The 18,717-nt window shown below is 72.5% G+C and carries 14 protein-coding genes and 1 pseudogene; 5 read left to right on the top strand and 10 right to left on the bottom strand.

Annotated elements, in window-relative coordinates; genetic code table 11:
* Window positions 1–107 precede the first annotated feature (107 nt).
* Window positions 108–854 (top strand): SDR family oxidoreductase, encoded by a 747-nt coding sequence (locus AC3CH1_RS31385; RefSeq protein WP_488465957.1) that lies wholly within the window; start codon window positions 108–110, stop codon window positions 852–854.
* A gap of 132 nt (window positions 855–986) precedes the next feature.
* Here AC3CH1_RS31385 and AC3CH1_RS31380 read toward each other — a convergent pair whose 3' ends face one another.
* A complete protein-coding gene (locus tag AC3CH1_RS31380) occupies window positions 987–2,177 on the bottom strand; it encodes an ROK family protein (protein WP_488465956.1) in 1,191 nt (396 codons plus the stop codon).
* 157 nt (window positions 2,178–2,334) lie between these two features.
* On the opposite strand from AC3CH1_RS31380, the gene AC3CH1_RS31375 reads away from it, so the two are divergent.
* Together AC3CH1_RS31375 and AC3CH1_RS31370 are read left to right on the top strand one after the other, a co-directional pair.
* Complete coding sequence (locus AC3CH1_RS31375; RefSeq protein ID WP_488465955.1) at window positions 2,335–3,564, top strand: MFS transporter; 1,230 nt, start codon at window positions 2,335–2,337, stop codon at window positions 3,562–3,564.
* A 287-nt stretch (window positions 3,565–3,851) separates the two neighbouring features.
* Entirely contained in the window at window positions 3,852–5,309 is a 1,458-nt protein-coding gene (locus AC3CH1_RS31370) for a uracil-xanthine permease family protein (protein ID WP_488465954.1), read from the top strand.
* A 96-nt stretch (window positions 5,310–5,405) separates the two neighbouring features.
* On the opposite strand, the gene AC3CH1_RS31365 is transcribed toward AC3CH1_RS31370, so the two are convergent.
* The 5 genes and pseudogenes from AC3CH1_RS31365 to AC3CH1_RS31345 all read right to left on the bottom strand — a co-directional run bounded on the left by AC3CH1_RS31365 (window position 5,406) and on the right by AC3CH1_RS31345 (window position 11,843).
* A complete protein-coding gene (locus tag AC3CH1_RS31365) occupies window positions 5,406–7,100 on the bottom strand; it encodes a flavin monoamine oxidase family protein (RefSeq protein ID WP_488465953.1) in 1,695 nt (564 codons plus the stop codon).
* Between the two features lie 48 nt (window positions 7,101–7,148).
* A complete protein-coding gene (locus tag AC3CH1_RS31360; RefSeq protein WP_488465952.1) occupies window positions 7,149–7,946 on the bottom strand; it encodes a carbon-nitrogen hydrolase family protein in 798 nt (265 codons plus the stop codon).
* Window positions 7,947–8,154: 208 nt separating this feature from the next.
* On the bottom strand, window positions 8,155–8,613 hold the full coding sequence (locus tag AC3CH1_RS31355; RefSeq protein WP_488465951.1) for an Lrp/AsnC family transcriptional regulator: 459 nt from the start codon (window positions 8,611–8,613) through the stop codon (window positions 8,155–8,157).
* Between the two features lie 141 nt (window positions 8,614–8,754).
* Complete coding sequence (locus AC3CH1_RS31350; RefSeq protein ID WP_488465950.1) at window positions 8,755–10,212, bottom strand: aldehyde dehydrogenase family protein; 1,458 nt, start codon at window positions 10,210–10,212, stop codon at window positions 8,755–8,757.
* 165 nt (window positions 10,213–10,377) lie between these two features.
* Window positions 10,378–11,843: pseudogene (locus AC3CH1_RS31345) on the bottom strand (GuaB1 family IMP dehydrogenase-related protein).
* Between the two features lie 308 nt (window positions 11,844–12,151).
* Between AC3CH1_RS31345 and AC3CH1_RS31340 the strand changes: the two are divergent.
* On the top strand, window positions 12,152–13,228 hold the full coding sequence (locus tag AC3CH1_RS31340; protein ID WP_488465949.1) for a terpene synthase family protein: 1,077 nt from the start codon (window positions 12,152–12,154) through the stop codon (window positions 13,226–13,228).
* 72 nt (window positions 13,229–13,300) lie between these two features.
* Here AC3CH1_RS31340 and AC3CH1_RS31335 read toward each other — a convergent pair whose 3' ends face one another.
* From AC3CH1_RS31335 to fmt, 4 genes are all read right to left on the bottom strand, one after another.
* The gene (locus tag AC3CH1_RS31335; protein WP_018960549.1) at window positions 13,301–14,296 is read right to left on the bottom strand and encodes a sugar-binding transcriptional regulator; all 996 of its coding nucleotides are present in this window, start codon (window positions 14,294–14,296) and stop codon (window positions 13,301–13,303) included.
* Between the two features lie 133 nt (window positions 14,297–14,429).
* Window positions 14,430–15,113: a ribulose-phosphate 3-epimerase gene (gene rpe, locus AC3CH1_RS31330; RefSeq protein WP_018960548.1), complete on the bottom strand. Its 684-nt coding sequence runs from the start codon at window positions 15,111–15,113 to the stop codon at window positions 14,430–14,432.
* 214 nt (window positions 15,114–15,327) lie between these two features.
* Window positions 15,328–16,761 carry an RsmB/NOP family class I SAM-dependent RNA methyltransferase gene (locus tag AC3CH1_RS31325; RefSeq protein WP_488465948.1) on the bottom strand — a complete coding sequence of 478 codons (1,434 nt, stop codon included), beginning with the start codon at window positions 16,759–16,761 and terminating at the stop codon, window positions 15,328–15,330.
* A gap of 133 nt (window positions 16,762–16,894) precedes the next feature.
* Entirely contained in the window at window positions 16,895–17,827 is a 933-nt protein-coding gene (gene fmt / locus AC3CH1_RS31320; RefSeq protein WP_488465947.1) for a methionyl-tRNA formyltransferase, read from the bottom strand.
* A 269-nt stretch (window positions 17,828–18,096) separates the two neighbouring features.
* Here fmt and AC3CH1_RS31315 point away from each other — a divergent pair, with 269 nt between their 5' ends.
* A complete protein-coding gene (locus tag AC3CH1_RS31315; RefSeq protein ID WP_488465946.1) occupies window positions 18,097–18,660 on the top strand; it encodes a hypothetical protein in 564 nt (187 codons plus the stop codon).
* Window positions 18,661–18,717 lie beyond the last annotated feature (57 nt).

Below are 18,717 nucleotides of genomic sequence, written 5' to 3'. Positions count from 1 at the left end.
GCCGGGGCCGGGGGCTTGCCGAGGACCCGGGGGAGCTGGGGCCGGGACAGGTGACCGGCCCCGGGCGCTTTCCGGCGGCCCGGACCCCGTTCTGGCAGGCTGGCACCATGACGACGATTCTGGTCACCGGCGCCACCGGAACCCTCGGTCGGCAGGTCGCGGAGCGGCTGCGCAGCGAAGGGGCCGACGTCCGCGGGCTCAGCCGCCGCTCCCCCTCGTACGCCGTCGATCTGCGCGACGGCAAGGGCCTGGACGCGGCGGCCGAGGGGGCGGACGTGATCGTCCACTGCGCCACGACCCCGCGCGGCGGCGACGACCGGGCGGCGGGGTTCCTCATCGACGCGGCGCGGCGGGCCGGGACGCCGCATCTGCTCTACATCTCGATCGTGGGCGTGGACCGGCTGCCGCTCGGCTACTACACGGTCAAGCGCCGGGTGGAGCGGATGATCGAGGACTCCGGTCTCGGCTCGACGATCCTGCGGACCACACAGTTCCACGACCTGGTCCTGCGCATCCTCTCCGGCGCGGCGAAGCTGCCCGTGCTGCCGGTCCCCTCCGGTGTCCGGGTCCAGCCGGTCGACAGCGGCGAGGTCGCCGACCGGCTGGCGGCCCTGGCGCTGGGCGGACCGGCGGGCCGGGTGCCCGACCTGGGCGGCCCCGAGGTCCGCGGGCTCACGGAACTGGCCGGGACGTTCCTGCGGGCCACCGGACGCAAGCGGCGGGTGGTACCGGTACGGCTGGCCGGCAAGGCGTACGCGGGCTACCGGCGCGGCGACCACCTGGCGCCCGGGCACGCCACGGGGACCGTGACGTTCGAGGAGTTCCTCGACCACCGCCACCGCCACCCGGCCTGAGCCCGACCACCGCCACCCGGCCTGAGCCCGACCGGCCCGCCACCGCGCCACCCAGCCTGAGCCGGACCGGTCCAGCACCGCCTACGCGGAGCTGTGGCCGGCCGCCGCCTGGGCGGAGCTGTGGGCCGCCGGTCAGCCCTCCGGCGCGAACAGCGCGTCCTGCGCAGCGTCCCGGGCGGTGATCAGCGCACCGCGCAGCACGGCCCCGTCGCCCAGCGAACCGGCCCGGACCTCGGTCCGCAGGGGTGACATCGCGGCCAGCCGCTCCTCGACCCGGGCCGCGAGCGCAAGGCCGCCCGCGTGGCCCACGGCCCCCGCGAGCAGGACGCAGCCGGGGTCGAGCACCGAGACGACGGCGGCGGCGCCGAGGGCGAGGCGGTCCGCCAACTCCTTCAGGAAGGGCTCGCCCGCCTCCCCTGCTCCCAGGGCGTTCCGCACCGCGTCCACGGCCGCCGCCTCCTCCCGGCCGTCGGTCACCGCGCCGGGGTCCACGAGGCCGTGCGCGGCGGCGAGTTCGCACAGCGCGGCGGAGCCGGCCAGGGAGTAGAAGCCGCCCTCGCAGTTGACCGCCGAGGGCAGCCCGCTCACGCCGGGGACGGGGAGGAAACCGATCTCGCCCGCGCCGCCGGACGCCCCCTGACGCAGCTTGCCGTCCAGCATGACGGCGGCCCCGATCCCCTGACCGAGCCAGAGCAGGACGAAGGTCTCCCGGTCGCGGGCGGCGCCCGCCCGGTGCTCCGCGACGGCCGCGAGGTTGGTCTCGTTCTCCACCAGGACGGCGGCGGGAAGCCGCCGCTGGAGCTCCCGGACCAGGCCCCGGTGCCAGGCGGGCAGGCCGGTGCTGTCGCGCAGCTCGCCGGTGCCGGGGTCGATCAGCCCCGGTGCTCCGATCCCGACGCTGTGCAGCGGGACGGACCCGGCCGCGCGGGCGGTGCGCTCCAGAAGGGCGGCGGCCCGCTCGACGGCCGGTTCGGTGCCGGTGTCGCTGCCGATGGGCAGGGAGCCCTCGGCGAGCGTGGCCCCCAGCAGGTCGGTGACGACCACGCTGACGCTTCCGAGCCGTACGTCCAGCGCCGCGAGATGGACTCGGTCGGCGACGATCCCGTACAGCCGGGCGTTGGGGCCGCGGCGGACGGCCCCGGACTCGCCCACGACCTGGATCAGCCCGGCGCCCTGGAGTCGTTCGACGAGGTCGGCGACGGTCGGGCGGGAGAGTCCGGTCAACGTCTTGAGCTGGGTGGCCGTCAGCGGGCCGTCCTGCTGGAGCAGCCGCAGGGCGAGCCGGTCGTTGATGGCCCGAGCCGTGCTCGGTGATGCGGGCATACCGGGATCCTTCCAGATCGCCGCCCCGCCGCTTTCCGGGGCCGCGCGGTAACGACTATTTATCAGGCAGGGTTCCTGATAGTTTACGGCCCGCATCGTCGCACGGGGCGCCGGGACCGCCGGCATCCGAGGATTCCCAGGGGAGGGACACGACGGCATGAGAGACGACCCGACCGTCACGGTCTACAGCACGGAACAGGTGAAGCGGGCGCGGATCGCCATAGCCGCGGTCTTTACCGTCCACGGGGCGGTGACCGGCAGTTTCGCGACCCGGGTGCCGTGGATCCAGGACCACGCCGGAGTGAGCGCGGGTCAGCTCGGTCTGGCGCTGGCCTTCCCGGCGATCGGCGCGTCGATCGCGATGCCGCTCGCCGGCCGGATCAGCCACCGGTTCGGCGCGCGGACCGCCCTGCGGGGGCTGCTGGCGCTGTGGACGCTGGCGCTGATCCTGCCCGCGCTCGCGCCGAGCCTGGTCACGCTGTGCGCGGCGCTGTTCGTCTACGGGGCGACGGCCGGGATGTCCGACGTGGCGATGAACGCCCTGGGCATCGAGGTGGAGAACCGTCTCGACAAGTCGATCATGTCGGGGTTGCACGGCATGTGGAGCGTGGGCGCGCTGATCGGTTCTGCGGCGGGCACCGTGGCCGCGCACACCGCGACCGACGCCCGGCTGCACCACACCATCGCCGCCCTGGTGCTCACGGCCGCGGGGCTGATCGCCTGCCGGGGCGTCCTCGATCTCCAGAGCCGCCCGGACGAGGAGCCGCCGCCGCGTTTCACGGTGCCGCCGAAGTCGGCCCTGATCATCGGGGCGATCGGGTTCTGCGCGGTGTTCGCGGAGGGCGCGAGCCTGGACTGGTCGGCGGTCTACCTGCGGGACGTGCTGGACAGCTCGGACGGCCTCGCCGCGGCCTCCACCACGGCGTTCACCCTGACGATGGCCCTGGCCCGGATCGCCGGGGACCGGATCGTCGACCGGTTCGGCGCGGTCCGCACGGTGCGGGCCGGCGGGCTGATGGCCACCGCGGGCGGGTTGCTGGTCGTGTTCTCCCCCTCCCCCGCCGCCGCGATGTCCGGCTTCGCGCTGCTGGGCCTCGGTGTGGCGGTCGTGGTCCCGCTGGCCTTCGCGGCGGCCGGGCGCAGCGGGCCGAACCCGAGTCAGGCCATCGCGGGCGTCGCCACCATCACGTACACCTCCAGCCTGATCGCCCCCTCCGCGATCGGCTCGCTGGCCGAGGCCACCTCGCTGGTGGTGTCGTTCGGCGTGGTGACGGCGCTGGCCTTCGGCCTGGTGCTGGGCGCCGGGGTGCTGCGATCGGCCGACCGCAAGGTCACCGGCTCGGCGGCCGACAGCGGTACGACGACGAAGAGCGCGACCGGGAACTGACGGGGCGGGGCGGCGGCACGCGCGCGGGTGCGGGAGCGCGGTACGGGGACGGCGGCACGCACGTGCGGCAGGCGGCGGGCGGCACGCACGGGTACGGCAGGCGGCAGGCGGCAGGCCTGGACGCGGTACCGCGGGCCGGGGCGCGGTACGGCGGCGCGCGGCGGGAGACCTCAGCGCGGCCGCCGCTCCGCGCACCACTACCATGGCGCTGATCTTTTCCGCAGGTGAACACCGAAGACCGGGTCACAGACCGGCCGGCACACCGAGCAGACCTTCAGGGAGCATCCATGAGCCTCGGCGTGCGCTGGACCTTGCACGGCGACGGGAAGACACCGGCGCCCGGGGCGGTGGTCCGCCCCGACGAGCGGCTCTCCTGGCCCCGTACGTTCGGCCTCGGCGCACAGCACGTGGTGGCGATGTTCGGGGCGTCGTTCGTCGCACCGGTTCTGATGGGACTCGACCCCAACCTCGCGATCATGATGTCCGGCGTCGCGACCATGATCTTCCTGCTGGCGACCAAGGGCCGGGTGCCCAGCTATCTGGGCTGCTCGCTCTCCTTCGTCGGCGTCGCGGCCACGATCCGGGCGAGCGGCGGCGATGTCACCACCATCACGGGCGCGGTGTTCGTGGTCGCGGTGGCCCTCTTCCTCGTGGGACTCGCCGTGCAGCGGTTCGGCGCGCGGATCATCCACGCGGCGATGCCGCCGGTGGTGACGGGCGCGGTGGTGATGCTGATCGGCTTCAACCTGGCGCCCGTGACCGCGTCGACGTACTGGCCGCAGGACCAGTGGACGGCGCTCGCGGTGATGCTGTTCACCGGTCTCGCCGTGGTGTGCCTGCGCGGCTTCCTCTCCCGGATCGCGATCTTCCTGGGGCTGATCTTCGGATACGCGCTGTCCTGGCTCCTCGACCTGACGTTCGGCAGGATCCACTCACCGGTGGGCGGGGGCGAGGCCACCGACCACTGGCGGCTCGACCTGTCCGCGGTCGGCTCGGCCGACTGGATCGGGCTGCCGTCCTTCCACGCGCCGAGCTTCGAGTGGTCCGCGATCCTGGTGGCGCTGCCCGTGGTGATCGCGCTGGTCGCGGAGAACGCCGGGCACGTGAAGGCCGTGGGCGAGATGACCGGCGACTCCCTGGACGACAAGCTCGGCACCGCCATCGCGGCGGACGGCGCCGCGTCGATGCTCTCCACCGCCGTGGGCGGGCCGCCCAACACCACGTACTCCGAGAACATCGGCGTGATGGCCGCGACCCGCGTCTACTCCACCGCCGCGTACTGGGCGGCGGCCTGCTTCGCGCTGCTGTTCGGTCTCTGCCCCAAGTTCGGCGCGATCGTCGCCGCCATCCCGGGCGGGGTCCTCGGCGGGATCACCGTGATCCTGTACGGGATGATCGGCCTGCTCGGTGCGCAGATCTGGCTGAACGGCCGGGTGGACCTGCGCAATCCGCTCAACCTCGTCCCGGCGGCCGCGGGCATCATCATCGGCGTCGGCGGGGTGAGCCTGAAGATCACCGACAACTTCGAGCTGGGCGGCATCGCGCTCGGCACGATCGTCGTGATCACCGGTTACCACGTGCTGCGGGCCTTCGCCCCGGCCCACCTCAAGACGCAGGAACCGCTGCTGGACTCCGGCACTTCGGCGTACGACGAGAGCGCGGACGGCGAGAGCGTGGACGTCACGAGCGCGGACGTCACGAACTCCGGCGACGGCGACAAGGGCGCGGGGCCCCGGAAGTCCTGATCCGGCGGGGGCCGCTCCGGGGCCACGGCCGCCGAGTCCCGTCCCGGGCACCCGCCCCCATGCCGCTGACGTACCCGCGACGCCCCGGTCCTGCGCTCAGTCCTCGGGGAGTTCCACCGGGGCGATCTCGTCGAAGACGTCGCCGGGCCCGGGGTTGGTCGCGTCGGTCGCCCCGCCGAACTGGTGCATGACGCCCCACACGGCGTTCAGCGCGGTCTGTACCGCGCCCTCGGCCCAGCCGGCCGTCCAGGAGATGTCGTCGCCCGCCAGGAACAGGCCCCGCTTGTCGGCGGGCAGTCCGTCCTGCATGAAGTGGGTGAACAGCCGTCGCTGGTAGCGGTAGTGGCCGGGCAGGTTCGCCTTGAACGCGCCCATGAACCAGGGCTCGTTCTCCCAGGAGACGGTGACCGGATTGCCGATGATGTGGCTCCGGACGTCGACGTTCGGGTAGATCTCGCCGAGCGACTTGAGCATGACCTCCATGCGCTCCTTCGGGGAGAGCGGCAGCCACTTCAGGCTGTCGTCGCACCACGTGTAGGAGAGGCAGATGACGGCGGGCCTGTCGGGGCCGTCGTCCAGGAGGTACGTCCCCCGGGTCATCCGGTCGGTGAGCGTCATCGACATGGTGTCGCGGCCGGTGGTCGCGTCCTTGTCCAGCCAGAACGGCCGGTCGACCGGGACGAACAGCTTGGACGACTCCATGTAGTGGGTGCGCTCCATCGCCGTCCAGTGGTCGATCGGGAAGAGCGCGTCGTCGCAGTCGATCTTGGAGAGCAGCAGCCAGGACTGGGCGGTGAAGACCGCGGCCCGGAAGGTGCGGATGTCTCCGGTGGCGTCGGTGACCGTGATGCGGTTGCCCGCGGTGCGGGTCAGCCGGGTCACGGCGGGACGGGGCTCGCCCTCGTGCAGGGAGGCCAGCGAGGTGCCGAGCGGCCAGTGGACGATCTTCTGCGGCTCGCGGTCCCACAGGCGCAGCGGGAGCTGCTGGCTGCCGCCGACGATGCCGCGGTGGTGGTCGTCGGCCTCGGTGTAGACGACGCGCAGGATCTCCAGGATGGAGTTGGGGAAGTCGGTGTCCCAGCCGCCGGTGCCGAAGCCGACCTGACCGAAGATCTCGCGGTGCCGGAAGGACTTGAACGCGTCGGAGTCGCAGAGGAAACCGTAGAACGTCTGGTTGTCGAGCCGCTCGACGAGCTGCGACCAGATCTCCCGGATGCGCGGTACGTCGCGCTCGCGCAGCGCCCGGTTCATGTCGGAGAAGTCGGCGCCCTCCTCCAGAGCGGCGCCCCACGCCTCGGCCACGTCACGGTAGACCTGCGGCAGGTCGTCGATGGTCTCGGCGTAGTGCGACTCGCCCTTGAGGTCGACGACGGTCGAGGGCGTCGCCGGGGAGAGCGGGTTGGGGAAGGGCCGGGTCTCCAGGCCCACCAGGTCGATGTAGTGCTGGAGCGCCGTGGAGGAGGGCGGGAAGCGCATGGCGCCCATCTCGGCGGTGAGCGAGGGGTCGCAGCCGTCGAAGCCGACGGTGCGCAGCCGGCCGCCGATCCGGTCGGCCTCGTAGACGACGGGCTTGAGGCCCATCTTCATCAGCTCGTACGCGGCGATGATCCCGGAGAGCCCGCCGCCGATGACGGCGACCTCCTGGCCGTGCTCGGTCGCCGGCACCTGCCCGAGGCCCGCCGGATGGGCGAGGAAGTCGTCGTAGGCGTACGGGAAGTCCGGCCCGAACATGGTGATCGGCGGGGCGGTCGCGTCGGTGTGCTGGACGGCGTTGGGCACCGTGGACGTCATGGGGTACGGACTCCTTGCGCGGTACGGAAGTTCGGGGAGGGGGCGGGGTCAGGCGAGGGAGCCGTACAGGCCGGGGCGGCGGTCGTGCAGATACGGGTTGGCGGCGCGCGAGGCGGCCAGGAACTCCGGGTCCACCTCGCCGACGACGAGTTCCTCGCCGCGTCCGGCGCGGGTGCGCACGGTGCCGTCGGGGCCGGCCAGACAGCTGAGCCCGACGAACTCGAACTCGCCTTCCGGACCGGTTCGGTTGACGTACGCCACGTACATCTGGCTCTCGAAGGCCCGTACGGGGACGACGGATTCGGCGACGAACTGGAAGGGGTGCATCTGCGCGGTGGGCACCAGCAGCAGATCGGTGCCGGCGAGGGCGTGCGCCCGTACGTTCTCCGGGAACTCGACGTCGTAACAGATGAGCAGGCCGATGCGGATGCCGTCGAGGTCGGCCTGGACGACCGGCTGGTCGCCGGGGGTGAACCACTCCTGCTCGAAGCAGCCGAACAGGTGGGTCTTGCGGTAGTTCGCGAGCCGCCCGCCGTCGGGGCCGATGAGCTGGGACGCGTTGAAGATCCGGTCCCCGTCGCGCTCCGGGTAGCCGTAGAGGACCGCGAGGCCGTGGCGTACGGCGATCTCGGCGACGGCCCCGGCGCCGGGGCCGTCGGCGCGTTCGGCCAGCTCGGGAACGGCGTCGCCGATGGCGTATCCGGTGAGGAACAGCTCGGGCGAGACCAGCAGCCGGGCCCCCGCGCCGGCGGCCCGTGCGGCGGCCTCGTCCAGCACCTTCAGGTTCTCGGCGACGGCGCCCGGGCGTCCGGAGCTCTGGAGCAGGGCGGTGCGCAACGACGGCATGGCTGACCTCGGGCGGTGCGAGCGGGGTGGGGAGACGTATCGAAGGTACGTGGCCCCGATCGGCGCGGACAAGGCGCGAGTGTTGCGCACCAACCGTTGATTCGTTGCGCGGAACGGGCCTGGCGCGGCGAATCGTTGCATCGCTCGTCATCGCAGGTCAGCGGGGTGATGTGCGTCACTGCCGGAGGAACTTCCCGGGTGGCGGGCCTCAGGCGGGCGGGCCCTCCGCCGAGTACCGCCGCAGCAGCGGCGAGAGCACCAGGACGGATTTGGTGCGCTCGACGTACGGCTCTCCCGCGATCCGCTCCAGGACCTGTTCGAAGTGGCGCATGTCGGCGGCGAAGACCTGCACCACCGCGTCCGCCTCCCCGGTCACCGTCGAGGCCGAGGCGATCTCCGGATAGTGGGCGAGGCCCTTCCTGATGGCGTCCGGGGAGGTGTTGCGACTGCAGTAGATCTCGATGAAGCCCTCGGTCTCCCAGCCGAGCGCCGCCGGGTCGACCCGCACGGTGAAGCCGGTGATCGCCCCCTCGGCCCGCAGCCGGTCGACGCGGCGCTTCACGGCGGGAGCGGAGAGGCCGACGATCGCGCCGATGTCGGCGTAGGAGCGCCGGGCGTCTTCGGCGAGGGCGTGGACGATGCGTTCGTCGAGGTCGTTCAGGCGCACGTCGGGCGGTTCACTTTTCTGCGGTGGGTCGGCTTGCGGGAGGCGGGGCGTGCCGCCTCCCGCAGTAGACCATGAGCCGCCGCCGCGGGCGTGCCCGGCGCGGTGGGCCCCGCCGCCCGGCCGGGACCGGGCGGGAGGCGATCAGAAGGGGAACTGCGAGCGGCCGTGCTGGATGGAGATCCACTTCTGGGTGGTGAAGGCCTCGACCATCGAGTCGCCGTTCAGCCGGCCGAGGCCGGAGCTCTTCTCGCCGCCGAAGGGGACGATCGGCTCGTCGTGGACGGTGCCGTCGTTGATGTGGATCATGCCGGTGTGGATGCGCTGGCCGATCCGCACCCCACGCTCGATGTTGCCGGTGTGGACGGCGCCGCTGAGGCCGTACGGGGTGTCGTTGGCGATGCGGACGGCCTCGTCCTCACCGTCGAAGGGCACCAGCAGGGCGACGGGGCCGAAGATCTCCTGGTGCAGGACGGGCGAGTCGGCGGCGAGACCGGTCAGCACGGAGGGGCTGACCAGGTTGCCGTCGGCGCGGCCGTGCAGCAGCGCCGTCGCCCCGGCCGCCACGGTCTGGTCGACGAGCTTGGAGATGGACTCGGCCTGCGAGGAGTTGATCAGCGGGCCGATCTGGGTGGCCGGGTCGGCGGGGTCGCCGACGGTGAGCGAGGCGACCTTGGCGACGAACTTCTCGGTGAACTCCGCCTCCACGGCGCGGTCGACCAGGATGCGGTTGGCGGCCATGCAGACCTGGCCCTGGTGGACGTACCGGCTGAAGACCGCCGCGTCGACGGCGTAGTCCACGTCCGCGTCGTCGAGCACGATCAGGGCGCTGTTGCCGCCGAGTTCGAGGACGGCGCGCTTGAGGTTGCGGGCGCAGACGGTGGCGACGTGACGGCCGACCTTGTCCGAGCCGGTGAAGGAGATGACCTGCGGCACGGGGTGCTCCAGCAGGGTGTCGCCGATCTCCGCGATGTCGGTGATCACGACGTTCAGGAGCCCGGCGGGCAGGCCCGCGTCCTCGAAGATCCTGGCCAGCAGGGTGCCGCCGCAGATCGGGGTGTTCTGGTGCGGCTTGAGGACGACGGCGTTGCCGAGGGCCAGCGCGGGGGCGACGGACTTGAGGGAGAGCAGGAACGGGAAGTTGAACGGGCTGATCACGCCGACGACCCCGACGGGCACGCGGTAGACGCGATTCTCCTTGCCCTCGGTCGGCGAGGGGAGGATCTGTCCGGCGGGGCGCAGCGCCAGCTGGATGGCCTCGCGGAGGAACTCCTTGGCCAGGTGCAGTTCGAAGGCGGCCTTCAGGCGGGTGCCGCCGAGCTCGGCGACGATCGCGTCGCTGATCTCCGGCTCGCGCTCCTCGACGAGGTGCAGCGCCTTCTCCAGGACGGTCCGCCTGCTGTACGGGTTGGTGTCCGCCCACGCCTGCTGGGCGCGCTCGGCGGCGCGGTAGGCCTGGTCGACCTCCTCGGCCGTGGCGACCGGGATCGAGGCGAGCTTCTCCCCGTCGAACGGGTTGAAGTCGATGATGTCCCAGGACCCCTTCCCCGGCCTCCACTCGCCGTCGATGTACTGGTGGGCCAGGTCAGTGAAGAAGGACATGAGATCCCTTACCGCAGAGAGGCAGCAGCTGAGTGCGCTTCATATTACTTACCATTCAACGAAGTTGAAGCGCACCCCCGCGCCGCCTCCGTCGCCCCGGAAACGACCCTGCCCCCTCCGGAGCGAAGTGCCGGAGGGGGCAGGGTCGTTGCGGTGATTCCGGGATCAACTCCAGCTGGCGTGGAGCGGCTTGCCCTCGGCGTAACCGGCGGCGCTCTGGACGCCGACGACCGCCTTCTCGGCGAATTCGGCGAGGAAGCCGGCGCCGGCGTAGGTGCAGGAGGAGCGGACGCCCGCGATGATCGAGTCGACGAGGTCCTCGACTCCCGGGCGTGTCGGGTCGAGGAACATCCGCGAGGTGGAGATGCCCTCCTCGAAGAGCGCCTTGCGGGCGCGGTCGTACGCGGACTCGTCCGAGGTGCGGTTCTTCACGGCGCGGGCCGAGGCCATCCCGAAGGACTCCTTGTAGAAGCGGCCGTCGGCGGACTGCTGGAGGTCGCCGGGCGACTCGTACGTCCCCGCGAACCAGGAGCCGATCATCACGTTGGACGCGCCGGCGGCGAGCGCCATCGCGACGTCGCGCGGGTGCCGGACACCGCCGTCCGCCCAGACGTGCTTGCCGTGCTTCTTCGCCTCGGCGGCGCACTCCAGGACGGCGGAGAACTGCGGGCGGCCGACGCCCGTCATCATCCGGGTGGTGCACATGGCGCCGGGGCCGACGCCGACCTTGATGATGTCCGCGCCCGCCTCGATCAGGTCGCGCACGCCCTCGGCGGCGACGACGTTGCCCGCGACGATCGGCACCCGCGGGTCGAGCGCCCGCACGGCCTTCACCGCGCTGATCATGGACTCCTGGTGACCGTGGGCCGTGTCGACGACGAGGACGTCGCGCCGGCGTCCAGGAGCTGCTTGGCCTTGCCGGCCACGTCGCCGTTGATGCCGACGGCGGCCGCGACGCGCAGCTTGCCCTCGGCGTCGGTGGCGGGGGTGTAGAGCGTGGCGCGCAGGGCGGCCTTGCGGGTGAGGATGCCGACGAGGCGTCCCTGCGCGTCGACCGCGGGGGCGAGCTTGCGGTTGGCGCCGTCGAGCTTGTTGAAGGCGTCGCGCGGGTCGATGTCCGCGTCGAGCAGCACCAGGTCCTTGGACATGACCTCGGAGAGCTGGGTGAAGCGGTCGACGCCCGTGAGGTCGTGGTCGGTGACGACGCCCACCGGACGGCGGTCGGCGTCGACGACGACGCCCGCGCCGTGGGCCCGCTTGGGCAGCAGGGACAGCGCGTCGGCGACGGTCTGGCCGGGGGCCAGCTCGATCGGGGTGTCGAGGACGAGGTGGCGGGTCTTGACCCAGGAGATGACGTCGGTGACGACCTCGATCGGGATGTCCTGGGGGATGACGACGAGGCCGCCCCGGCGGGCGATGGTTTCGGCCATCCGGCGGCCCGCGATGGCGGTCATGTTGGCGACCACGAGCGGAATGGTGGTGCCGGTTCCGTCGGGCGACGAGAGGTCCACACCCTGGCGGGAGCCGACCGCGGAACGGCCCGGGACCATGAAGACGTCGTCGTACGTGAGGTCGTACGGGACCGCGGGGGACTCTGTGTAGCGACCGGTGCCCGGCTCAAGAAAACGCATAACACTCATTTTTTCATACGAAACGGTGCAGGTCGTTTCCACGAAGACACAACAAAGGACCCCCGCGTTCGTCTCTTCCTCCGAAGTGGCGCGAAGAGGCGGTCGGGGGCTCCGGGCAAGTGGAACCTGCCTTACCCACGGACCCTACCCGAACACGATTCGAATCATTGGTGATCACCATCCCTGGACCGGGTGACAAGGGGTCAGGTAGCTTCAAACCCGCAGGTCCCGTGGGTGTCCGAAGCGTCGATCCGGCTCATCGGCACCCCTGGGCACACCGTTTGACCGGAGAGGATCCCGATCCGCCTGTGGACAGCGAACTGCCGGACATCTACTGCCCGTTCCCACAGCGGACCAACCCGCACGTGGCGCACACCCGTGGGCATCTGGACAGCTGGACCAGACGGACGGGCCTGGTCCACCGCGAGTCCGCGAGGAACCGATTCGAACAGGCCGATTTCGGGGCGTTCGTCGGCATGGTCTATCCGACCGCCGACGAGGAACACCTCGATCTGGTGGCCGACTGGTTCGTCTGGCTCTTCCTGGTCGACGACCAGCTCGACGACGGCCACCTCGGGCGTTCGCCCGACCGGGTGAGAGACGTCGTCGACCGGATGCGCGCGGTGGTCGACGGCTCCGCCCCCGAGCCGCTGCCGGGCGAGGACGTCCCGGCAGCCGTGACGGCCCTGTCCGACCTGTGGAAACGCACGATGCCGAACGCCGCCCCGCATTGGCGGACCCGGTTCGCCTGGCACCTGGTCACCTACCTCACGACCGCCACGACCTGGGAGGCGGGGAACCGCGCCGAGGACGTGGTGCCCTCGGAGGACACCTACATCGCCAAGCGGCGGCACACCGGGGCCATCCACGTCTGCATGGACCTCATAGAGATCGTGGCGGGCATCGACGCGCCGGAGTCGATCCACAACGACCCCCGCTTCATCACCGCCCTGGAAGCCGCGTGCAACCACGTGTGCTGGGCCAACGACGTGTACTCCTTCGAGAAGGAGCAGGTGCTCGGCGAGATCCACAACCTGGTCCACCTGGTCCGCCACCACCGGGGTTTCGGGGAGCAGCAGGCGCTGGACCACGTCGCGGAGCGCCTCGCGAGGGAGACCGAGCGGTTCCTGACCGCCGAGGACGAGCTGCTGGAGCTGTATCCGGAGCTGTCCGGGATGCTGGTGCCCTATCTCGACGGGATGCGGAGCTGGATGCGCGGCAACCTGGACTGGTCCCGCCGGACGCCGCGCTACAACCCCGCCGACGTGGGCCAGTACGAGGAGCCCGAGGAGTATCTGGAGGAGACCGTGCTGGGCGTTCCGTCCGCGCGCACCGAGACCGCCGCCCCCGCCCCGTACGTGGCCAAGGCCCCGCCGGCGGGCTGAACGCGGCGGGCGGGGACACACCGAGGGCCGTGCACCGGATGCGGTGCACGGCCCTCGGTGTGTCCCCGCCCGTCACTCCCCGTCGGGGTCGGCCCGCTCCAGTGCCGGACGGACGCCCGCAGGGGACTCGGTGAGCAGGAAGTCGGCCGCGGCGGTGTCCGTCACCAGGCTGGTGACGAGTCCGGAGCGCAGCACGGCGCCGATCGCCGCCGCCTTGCGCAGACCGCCCGCGATCGCGACCACCTCGGGGATCCGGCGCAGCCGGTCCGCCTCCACGGTGATGCAGCGCTCCCCCAGGTCACGGCCGACCCGGCGGCCGTCGGAGTCGAAGAGGTGCGCGGACATCTCGGCGGCGACGCCGAGCGAGGCGTAATGGGCGCGTTCGGCGTCGGAGAGCATGTCGTGGACCGTGGAGATGCCCGGCTCCCAGGAACCGATGGAGACGGCGGCGACCGTCACCTTGTCGAAGTACTCGAAGGCCCGGGCGATGCCGGTCTGCTCGCGCAGCGCGGCGGCCGTCGCCGGGTCGGGCAGCAGCATCGGTGCGTAGATGGGGTGCGCCTCGCCGCCGGAGACCTGCGCCGCCCGGCGGACCGCCTCGACCGAGCCGCGCTCGGCGGTGCCCGCGTCGTACACGCCGGTCAGCTGGACGACCGTGCACGGCGGGAGCCGGTCGAGGGCGGCCGCCATGTGGATGGTGGAGCGGCCCCAGGCCAGGCCGAGCACATCGCCCTCGACGACCAGCTCGCCGAGGAGGTCGGCCGCGACCTCGCCGAGGTTCTCCGGGTCGGGGGCGTCCTCCTGTTCCTCGGCCGGGGACTCGACGACCACCGCGTGCCGCAGCCCGTAACGGGCCCGCAGGGCGTCGGAGCGTTCGGCGTCCAGCTCGGCCGGTACCCGGATCTCGATGCGTACGAGATCGCGTTCGAGGGCTGTCTCCAGGACCCGGGCCACCTTGAAGCGGCTCACGCCGAACTCCTCGGCGATCTGGATCTTGGACTTGCCCTCCAGGTAGAACCGGCGGGCCATGGCCGCCGCCTGCACCAGCTCCGCGGGTCCCATCCGCATGGCTGACCGACCCGCCGAGATGCCAGACACCGCGATCTCCTCACTGCTGTTCACACGCCCGATACGCCGTTCATCCTGTCAGATCCGGCGATCCTTGATCGGCCCTGTCGGACCGCGTTCATCTGCCCTTGGTTCAGTGTCCGCATGCCCAGGGGGCGACGGCCGTGACCGCGTCCGCCTGGGCCCGCAGCTCCCGCACCGCCGCGGCCGGGTCCTGCGCCCCGTAGACCGCGGAGCCCGCCACGAAGACGTCGGCTCCGGCCTCGGCGCAGCGCTCGATGGTGGTGGCCGACACCCCGCCGTCGACCTGGAGCCACAGTTCGAGCCCGTGCTTGCTGATCAGCTCCCGGGTGCGGCGGATCTTCGGCAGCATGATGTCCAGGAAGGCCTGGCCGCCGAAGCCCGGCTCGACCGTCATGATCAGCAGCATGTCCAGCTCGGGCAGCAGGTCCTCGTACGGCTCGATGGGCGTCGCGGGCTTGAGCGCCATCGAGGCGCGCGCCCCCTTCGCCCGGATCTCCCGCGCCAGGCGCACCGGAGCCGCCGCCGCCTCCGCGTGGAAGGTGACGGACCCGGCCCCCGCCTCCACGTACTGGGGGGCCCAGCGGTCCGCGTCCTCGATCATGAGGTGGCAGTCCAGCGGGGTGTCCGTGGCCTTGCTGAGCGCCTCGACGATCGGCACGCCGAGGGTCAGGTTGGGCACGAAGTGGTTGTCCATGACATCGACGTGGAGCCAGTCCGCGCCCTCGACGGCCTTCGCCTCCTCGGCGAGACGCGCGAAATCGGCGGACAGGATGCTGGGGTTGATCTGCGCCATGACCCAAGCCTGCCACGTCTGCCGCCGGTTCCCCGCCTCGATGCGCTCCGAAGCCTCACAAGGCCATCACACTTCGCACATTCTGCGCATTTTGCCAGCGCTTTACTGTTCCTTTGCCCTGCTCGGAGCACTCGGAGTTCTCCGGGATCCAGGGGGAGATCGAGCCATGCGGGACCGACGGCCGCGCACGGCGGCCCGCCCGTGTGCGGGAGGCTCAGCCGGTCCGGCGCAGCAGCGCAAGGTACATCGCGTCCGTGCCGTGCAGATGCGGCCACAGCTGGACGTCGGGGCCGTCCCCCAGCGCCGGCACCCCGGGCATCAGCGGGCGGGCGTCGATCCACTCCGCCTCCACCGGCTCCCCGCCCCGGCCCTTGAGGACGTCCTCGACCACCACGCGGGTCTCCGCGAGATGCGGCGAGCAGGTCGCGTAGCCGACCACGCCACCGACCCGTACGGCCTTGAACGCCTCGCGCAGCAGGCCTCGTTGGAGCGGGGCGAAGGCTTCCAGGTCCCCGGCCCGACGCCGCCAGCGCGACTCGGGTCGACGCCGCAGAGCGCCCAGGCCGGAGCAGGGAACGTCCATCAGGATCCGGTCGAACGTGCCGGGCAGCCACGGCGGACGGGTGCCGTCCGCGGTGACCACCTGATACGGGCCCGGGTTGCCGGCGAGCGTTCGCTCGACCAGCCGGGCGCGGTGCGGCTGCTTCTCGGCGGCGAGCAGGGCGGCGCCCCGCCCGGCGGCGAGGGCGGCGAGCAGGGCGGCCTTGCCACCGGGCCCCGCGCAGCCGTCCAGCCAGCGGGTGTCGCGGCCCTCGACGAGTGCGGCGGCCAGGGCGGCGGCGACGAGCTGGCTGCCCTCGTCCTGGACGCCCGCCCGGCCCTCCTGGACGGCCTCCAGCGCGCCGGGCTCGCCGCCCTCGGCCATCCGGACCGCGTACGGGGACCAGCGGCCCGGCAGGGAGTTGTCCTCGCCGAGCGCCTCGGCCAGCTCGTCGGTGGTGGAACGGCCGGGGCGGGCCGCCAGCGTCACCTCGGGCCGCTCGTTGTCGGCTTCCAGCAGGTCCTCGATGCCCGCCCGGCCGCCGCCCAGCGCGTCCCAGAGGGCGGAGACGATCCAGCGGGGGTGCGAGTGCACGACGGAGAGGTGGGCCTCGGCGTCCTCGTCGTACGGCGGGGCGACCTTCTCCACCCAGCCGTCGAGGTCGTGCGCGGTGACCTTGCGCAGCACCGCGTTGACGAACTTCGCACGCCCCTCCCCCAGCACCACCCGGGCCAGCTCCACACTGGCGGAGACGGCCGCGTGCGTGGGGATACGGGTGCCGAGCAGCTGGTGGACGCCCATGTTCAGGACATCGAGGACCGGCGGGTCGACCTCGCGCAGCGGCCGGTCTACGCAGGCCGCCACGATCGCGTCGTACGTGCCCTGGCGGCGGAGCGTCCCGTAGACCAGCTCGGTCGCCAGCGCCGCGTCCCGGCCGTCGAAGTCGCCCTTGGCACGGGCCTTCTTCAGCAGCGGGGGCAGCACGAGGTTGGCGTACGCGTCACGCTCGTCCACGGCCCGGAGCGCCTCGAAGGCGAGGAAACGGACCGGGTCCTTCTGCGGACGGCGGTGGGGCTTGGCGGGACGGCGACGCGGCTGGTCGTTCACGTGAAAGGTGCTCCGCTGATGGTGAGAGGTGCGAACCCTCCCAGCGTACGTCGCCGCCCCCGGGCGCCCGAACGGCAGCCCGGGGCCCGCGGACGCCGCCCGGACCCGTCGCCGTCGCTCGGGGTGCGGCTCCCTACAGGCCGAGCAGCTCGCCGTGGACGATGCGGACGCCGCGCGCCCAGTCGGCGCCCTTCATCGGCTTCTTGCCCTGCGGCTGGACCCAGAGCAGCTCGACCGCGTGCGATCCGGTGCCCACGTACACGTTGTTCTTGGCGGCCGACAGCTCGCCGGGGGCCAGGTCGGTGCGGTCTGGGACCGGCGTGGCCTGGATCAGCTTGAGCCGCTCGCCGCGGAACAGGGTCCAGGCGCCGGGGGCCGGGGTGCAGCCGCGCACCACCCGGTCGACCCGCAGGGCGGGCGCGGACCACTGGATCTGGGCGTCCTCGACGGTGATCTTCGGGGCCAGGGTGACGCCGTCGTGCGGCTGGGGCACGGCGTGCAGCGTGCCGTCCTCGATGCCGTCCATGGTGGCGGCGAGCAGCCCGGCGCCCGCGAAGGCGAGCCGGGTGAGCAGGTCGCCGCTGGTGTCGGTGGGCCGGACCTCCTCGGTGAGGACGCCGTAGACCGGGCCGGAGTCCAGACCCTCCTCGATCAGGAAGGTCGACGCGCCGGTCACCTCGTCCCCGGCCATCACCGCGTGCTGGACCGGCGCCGCGCCCCGCCAGGCGGGCAGCAGCGAGAAGTGCAGGTTGACCCAGCCCCGGGCGGGCACGTCGAGGGCGACCTTGGGCAGCAGCGCCCCGTAGGCGACGACCGGGCAGCAGTCCGGGGCGATCTCGCGCAGCCGGGCGAGGAACTCCTCGTCCCGGGGCTTCGCGGGCTTGAGCACCTCGATCCCGGCCTCCTCCGCCCGCTCGGCCACCGGACTCGCGACGAGCCGACGCCCCCGGCCGGCGGGGGCGTCGGGGCGGGTCACGACGGCGGCCACCTCGTGGCGGCCGGAGGCGATCAGGGCGTCCAGTGCGGGGACGGCGACTTCGGGGGTGCCGGCGAAGACGAGCTTCATGGGTGGCTGACTGCCTCTCGGGCCAAGACGTACGGTGACGAGCAGCACACCAGTCTAGGGGTGTGCTCCTGACCGGGGCCCGGCCGCTCCCTTGCGCGGGGGCGGCGACCGGGGGGCGTACGCGCGCCGCGCACGCCCCGTGCATATGCACATACGCCCCGATAGCGTGACCACATACCCGGCTCGGGCGTTGGTCAAAGGAGATTGACCGAAGCGGGCCGCCCCGATGCGGCCCGATCCCTTTCAACGCCGGTTCGAGAGGCTTCTTCATGGCCGACCACGCAACCCACGACGCCCAAGCGCGGGCCAGTCTGCATCTTCTGGTGCGGGACATCGAGCGGGTCCGGCGGCAGGTGGACGCGCTGCGCACCCTCACCGCCCAGCTGGGCAACGTCTACCGTCCGCGCCGCTCCGGCCCCTCCGCGGGCTTCGTCGTCTACGGCAGGGCCCCGGCCCCCACCGTCCGCCTCGCGCAGGAACTGCGGGACAGCGTCGAGACGCTGGTCACGGCCGCGGTGGACTTCGACCGCTCCCTGGGCTTCTCCTGGGACGCGGTGGGCTCCGCCCTCGGCGTCACCAAGCAGGCCGTGCACCGCCGTTACGGAACGCGCCGGGCCACGCCGCAGCCCACCGCCGAGACGGGCGGCGAGAGCACGGCCGTGCCGCGCCCGGTCTCCGTAGGGAGCGGGCCGGCCGGTTCCTCCGCCGGGGGGTCCGGCTCCCCGGTGCCCTCGGTCCCGGCGGCCCGCTCGATGCCGCCGCAGCCTCTCGCGGACCGGCCGGTCCGCGAGGAGCTGCGTCCCGGCGCCTTCCCGGGCCCCCGCAACGGCTGACCGGGCGCCGCCCCTCTGCCCCACCGTGCCGGTCGCACGGCGGGGCAGTCCCCTGTC

This window comes from Streptomyces sp. MGP-P1 (assembly GCF_057766565.1).
The sequence above is the reverse complement of the archived record's forward strand: the minus strand, read 5'-3'. Positions and strand labels throughout refer to the sequence as shown.

What these genes read in the sequence shown, in the direction of transcription:
- AC3CH1_RS31385 (WP_488465957.1), top strand. Translation starts at nt 108, where the DNA reads ATGACGACGATTCTGGTCACCGGCGCCACCGGAACCCTCGGTCGGCAG.
- AC3CH1_RS31380 (WP_488465956.1), bottom strand. Translation starts at nt 2,177, where the DNA reads ATGCCCGCATCACCGAGCACGGCTCGGGCCATCAACGACCGGCTCGCC.
- AC3CH1_RS31375 (WP_488465955.1), top strand. Translation starts at nt 2,335, where the DNA reads ATGAGAGACGACCCGACCGTCACGGTCTACAGCACGGAACAGGTGAAG.
- AC3CH1_RS31370 (WP_488465954.1), top strand. Translation starts at nt 3,852, where the DNA reads ATGAGCCTCGGCGTGCGCTGGACCTTGCACGGCGACGGGAAGACACCG.
- AC3CH1_RS31365 (WP_488465953.1), bottom strand. Translation starts at nt 7,100, where the DNA reads ATGACGTCCACGGTGCCCAACGCCGTCCAGCACACCGACGCGACCGCC.
- AC3CH1_RS31360 (WP_488465952.1), bottom strand. Translation starts at nt 7,946, where the DNA reads ATGCCGTCGTTGCGCACCGCCCTGCTCCAGAGCTCCGGACGCCCGGGC.
- AC3CH1_RS31350 (WP_488465950.1), bottom strand. Translation starts at nt 10,212, where the DNA reads ATGTCCTTCTTCACTGACCTGGCCCACCAGTACATCGACGGCGAGTGG.
- AC3CH1_RS31335 (WP_018960549.1), bottom strand. Translation starts at nt 14,296, where the DNA reads ATGCGGATGGGACCCGCGGAGCTGGTGCAGGCGGCGGCCATGGCCCGC.
- rpe (WP_018960548.1), bottom strand. Translation starts at nt 15,113, where the DNA reads ATGGCGCAGATCAACCCCAGCATCCTGTCCGCCGATTTCGCGCGTCTC.
- fmt (WP_488465947.1), bottom strand. Translation starts at nt 17,827, where the DNA reads ATGAAGCTCGTCTTCGCCGGCACCCCCGAAGTCGCCGTCCCCGCACTG.
- AC3CH1_RS31315 (WP_488465946.1), top strand. Translation starts at nt 18,097, where the DNA reads ATGGCCGACCACGCAACCCACGACGCCCAAGCGCGGGCCAGTCTGCAT.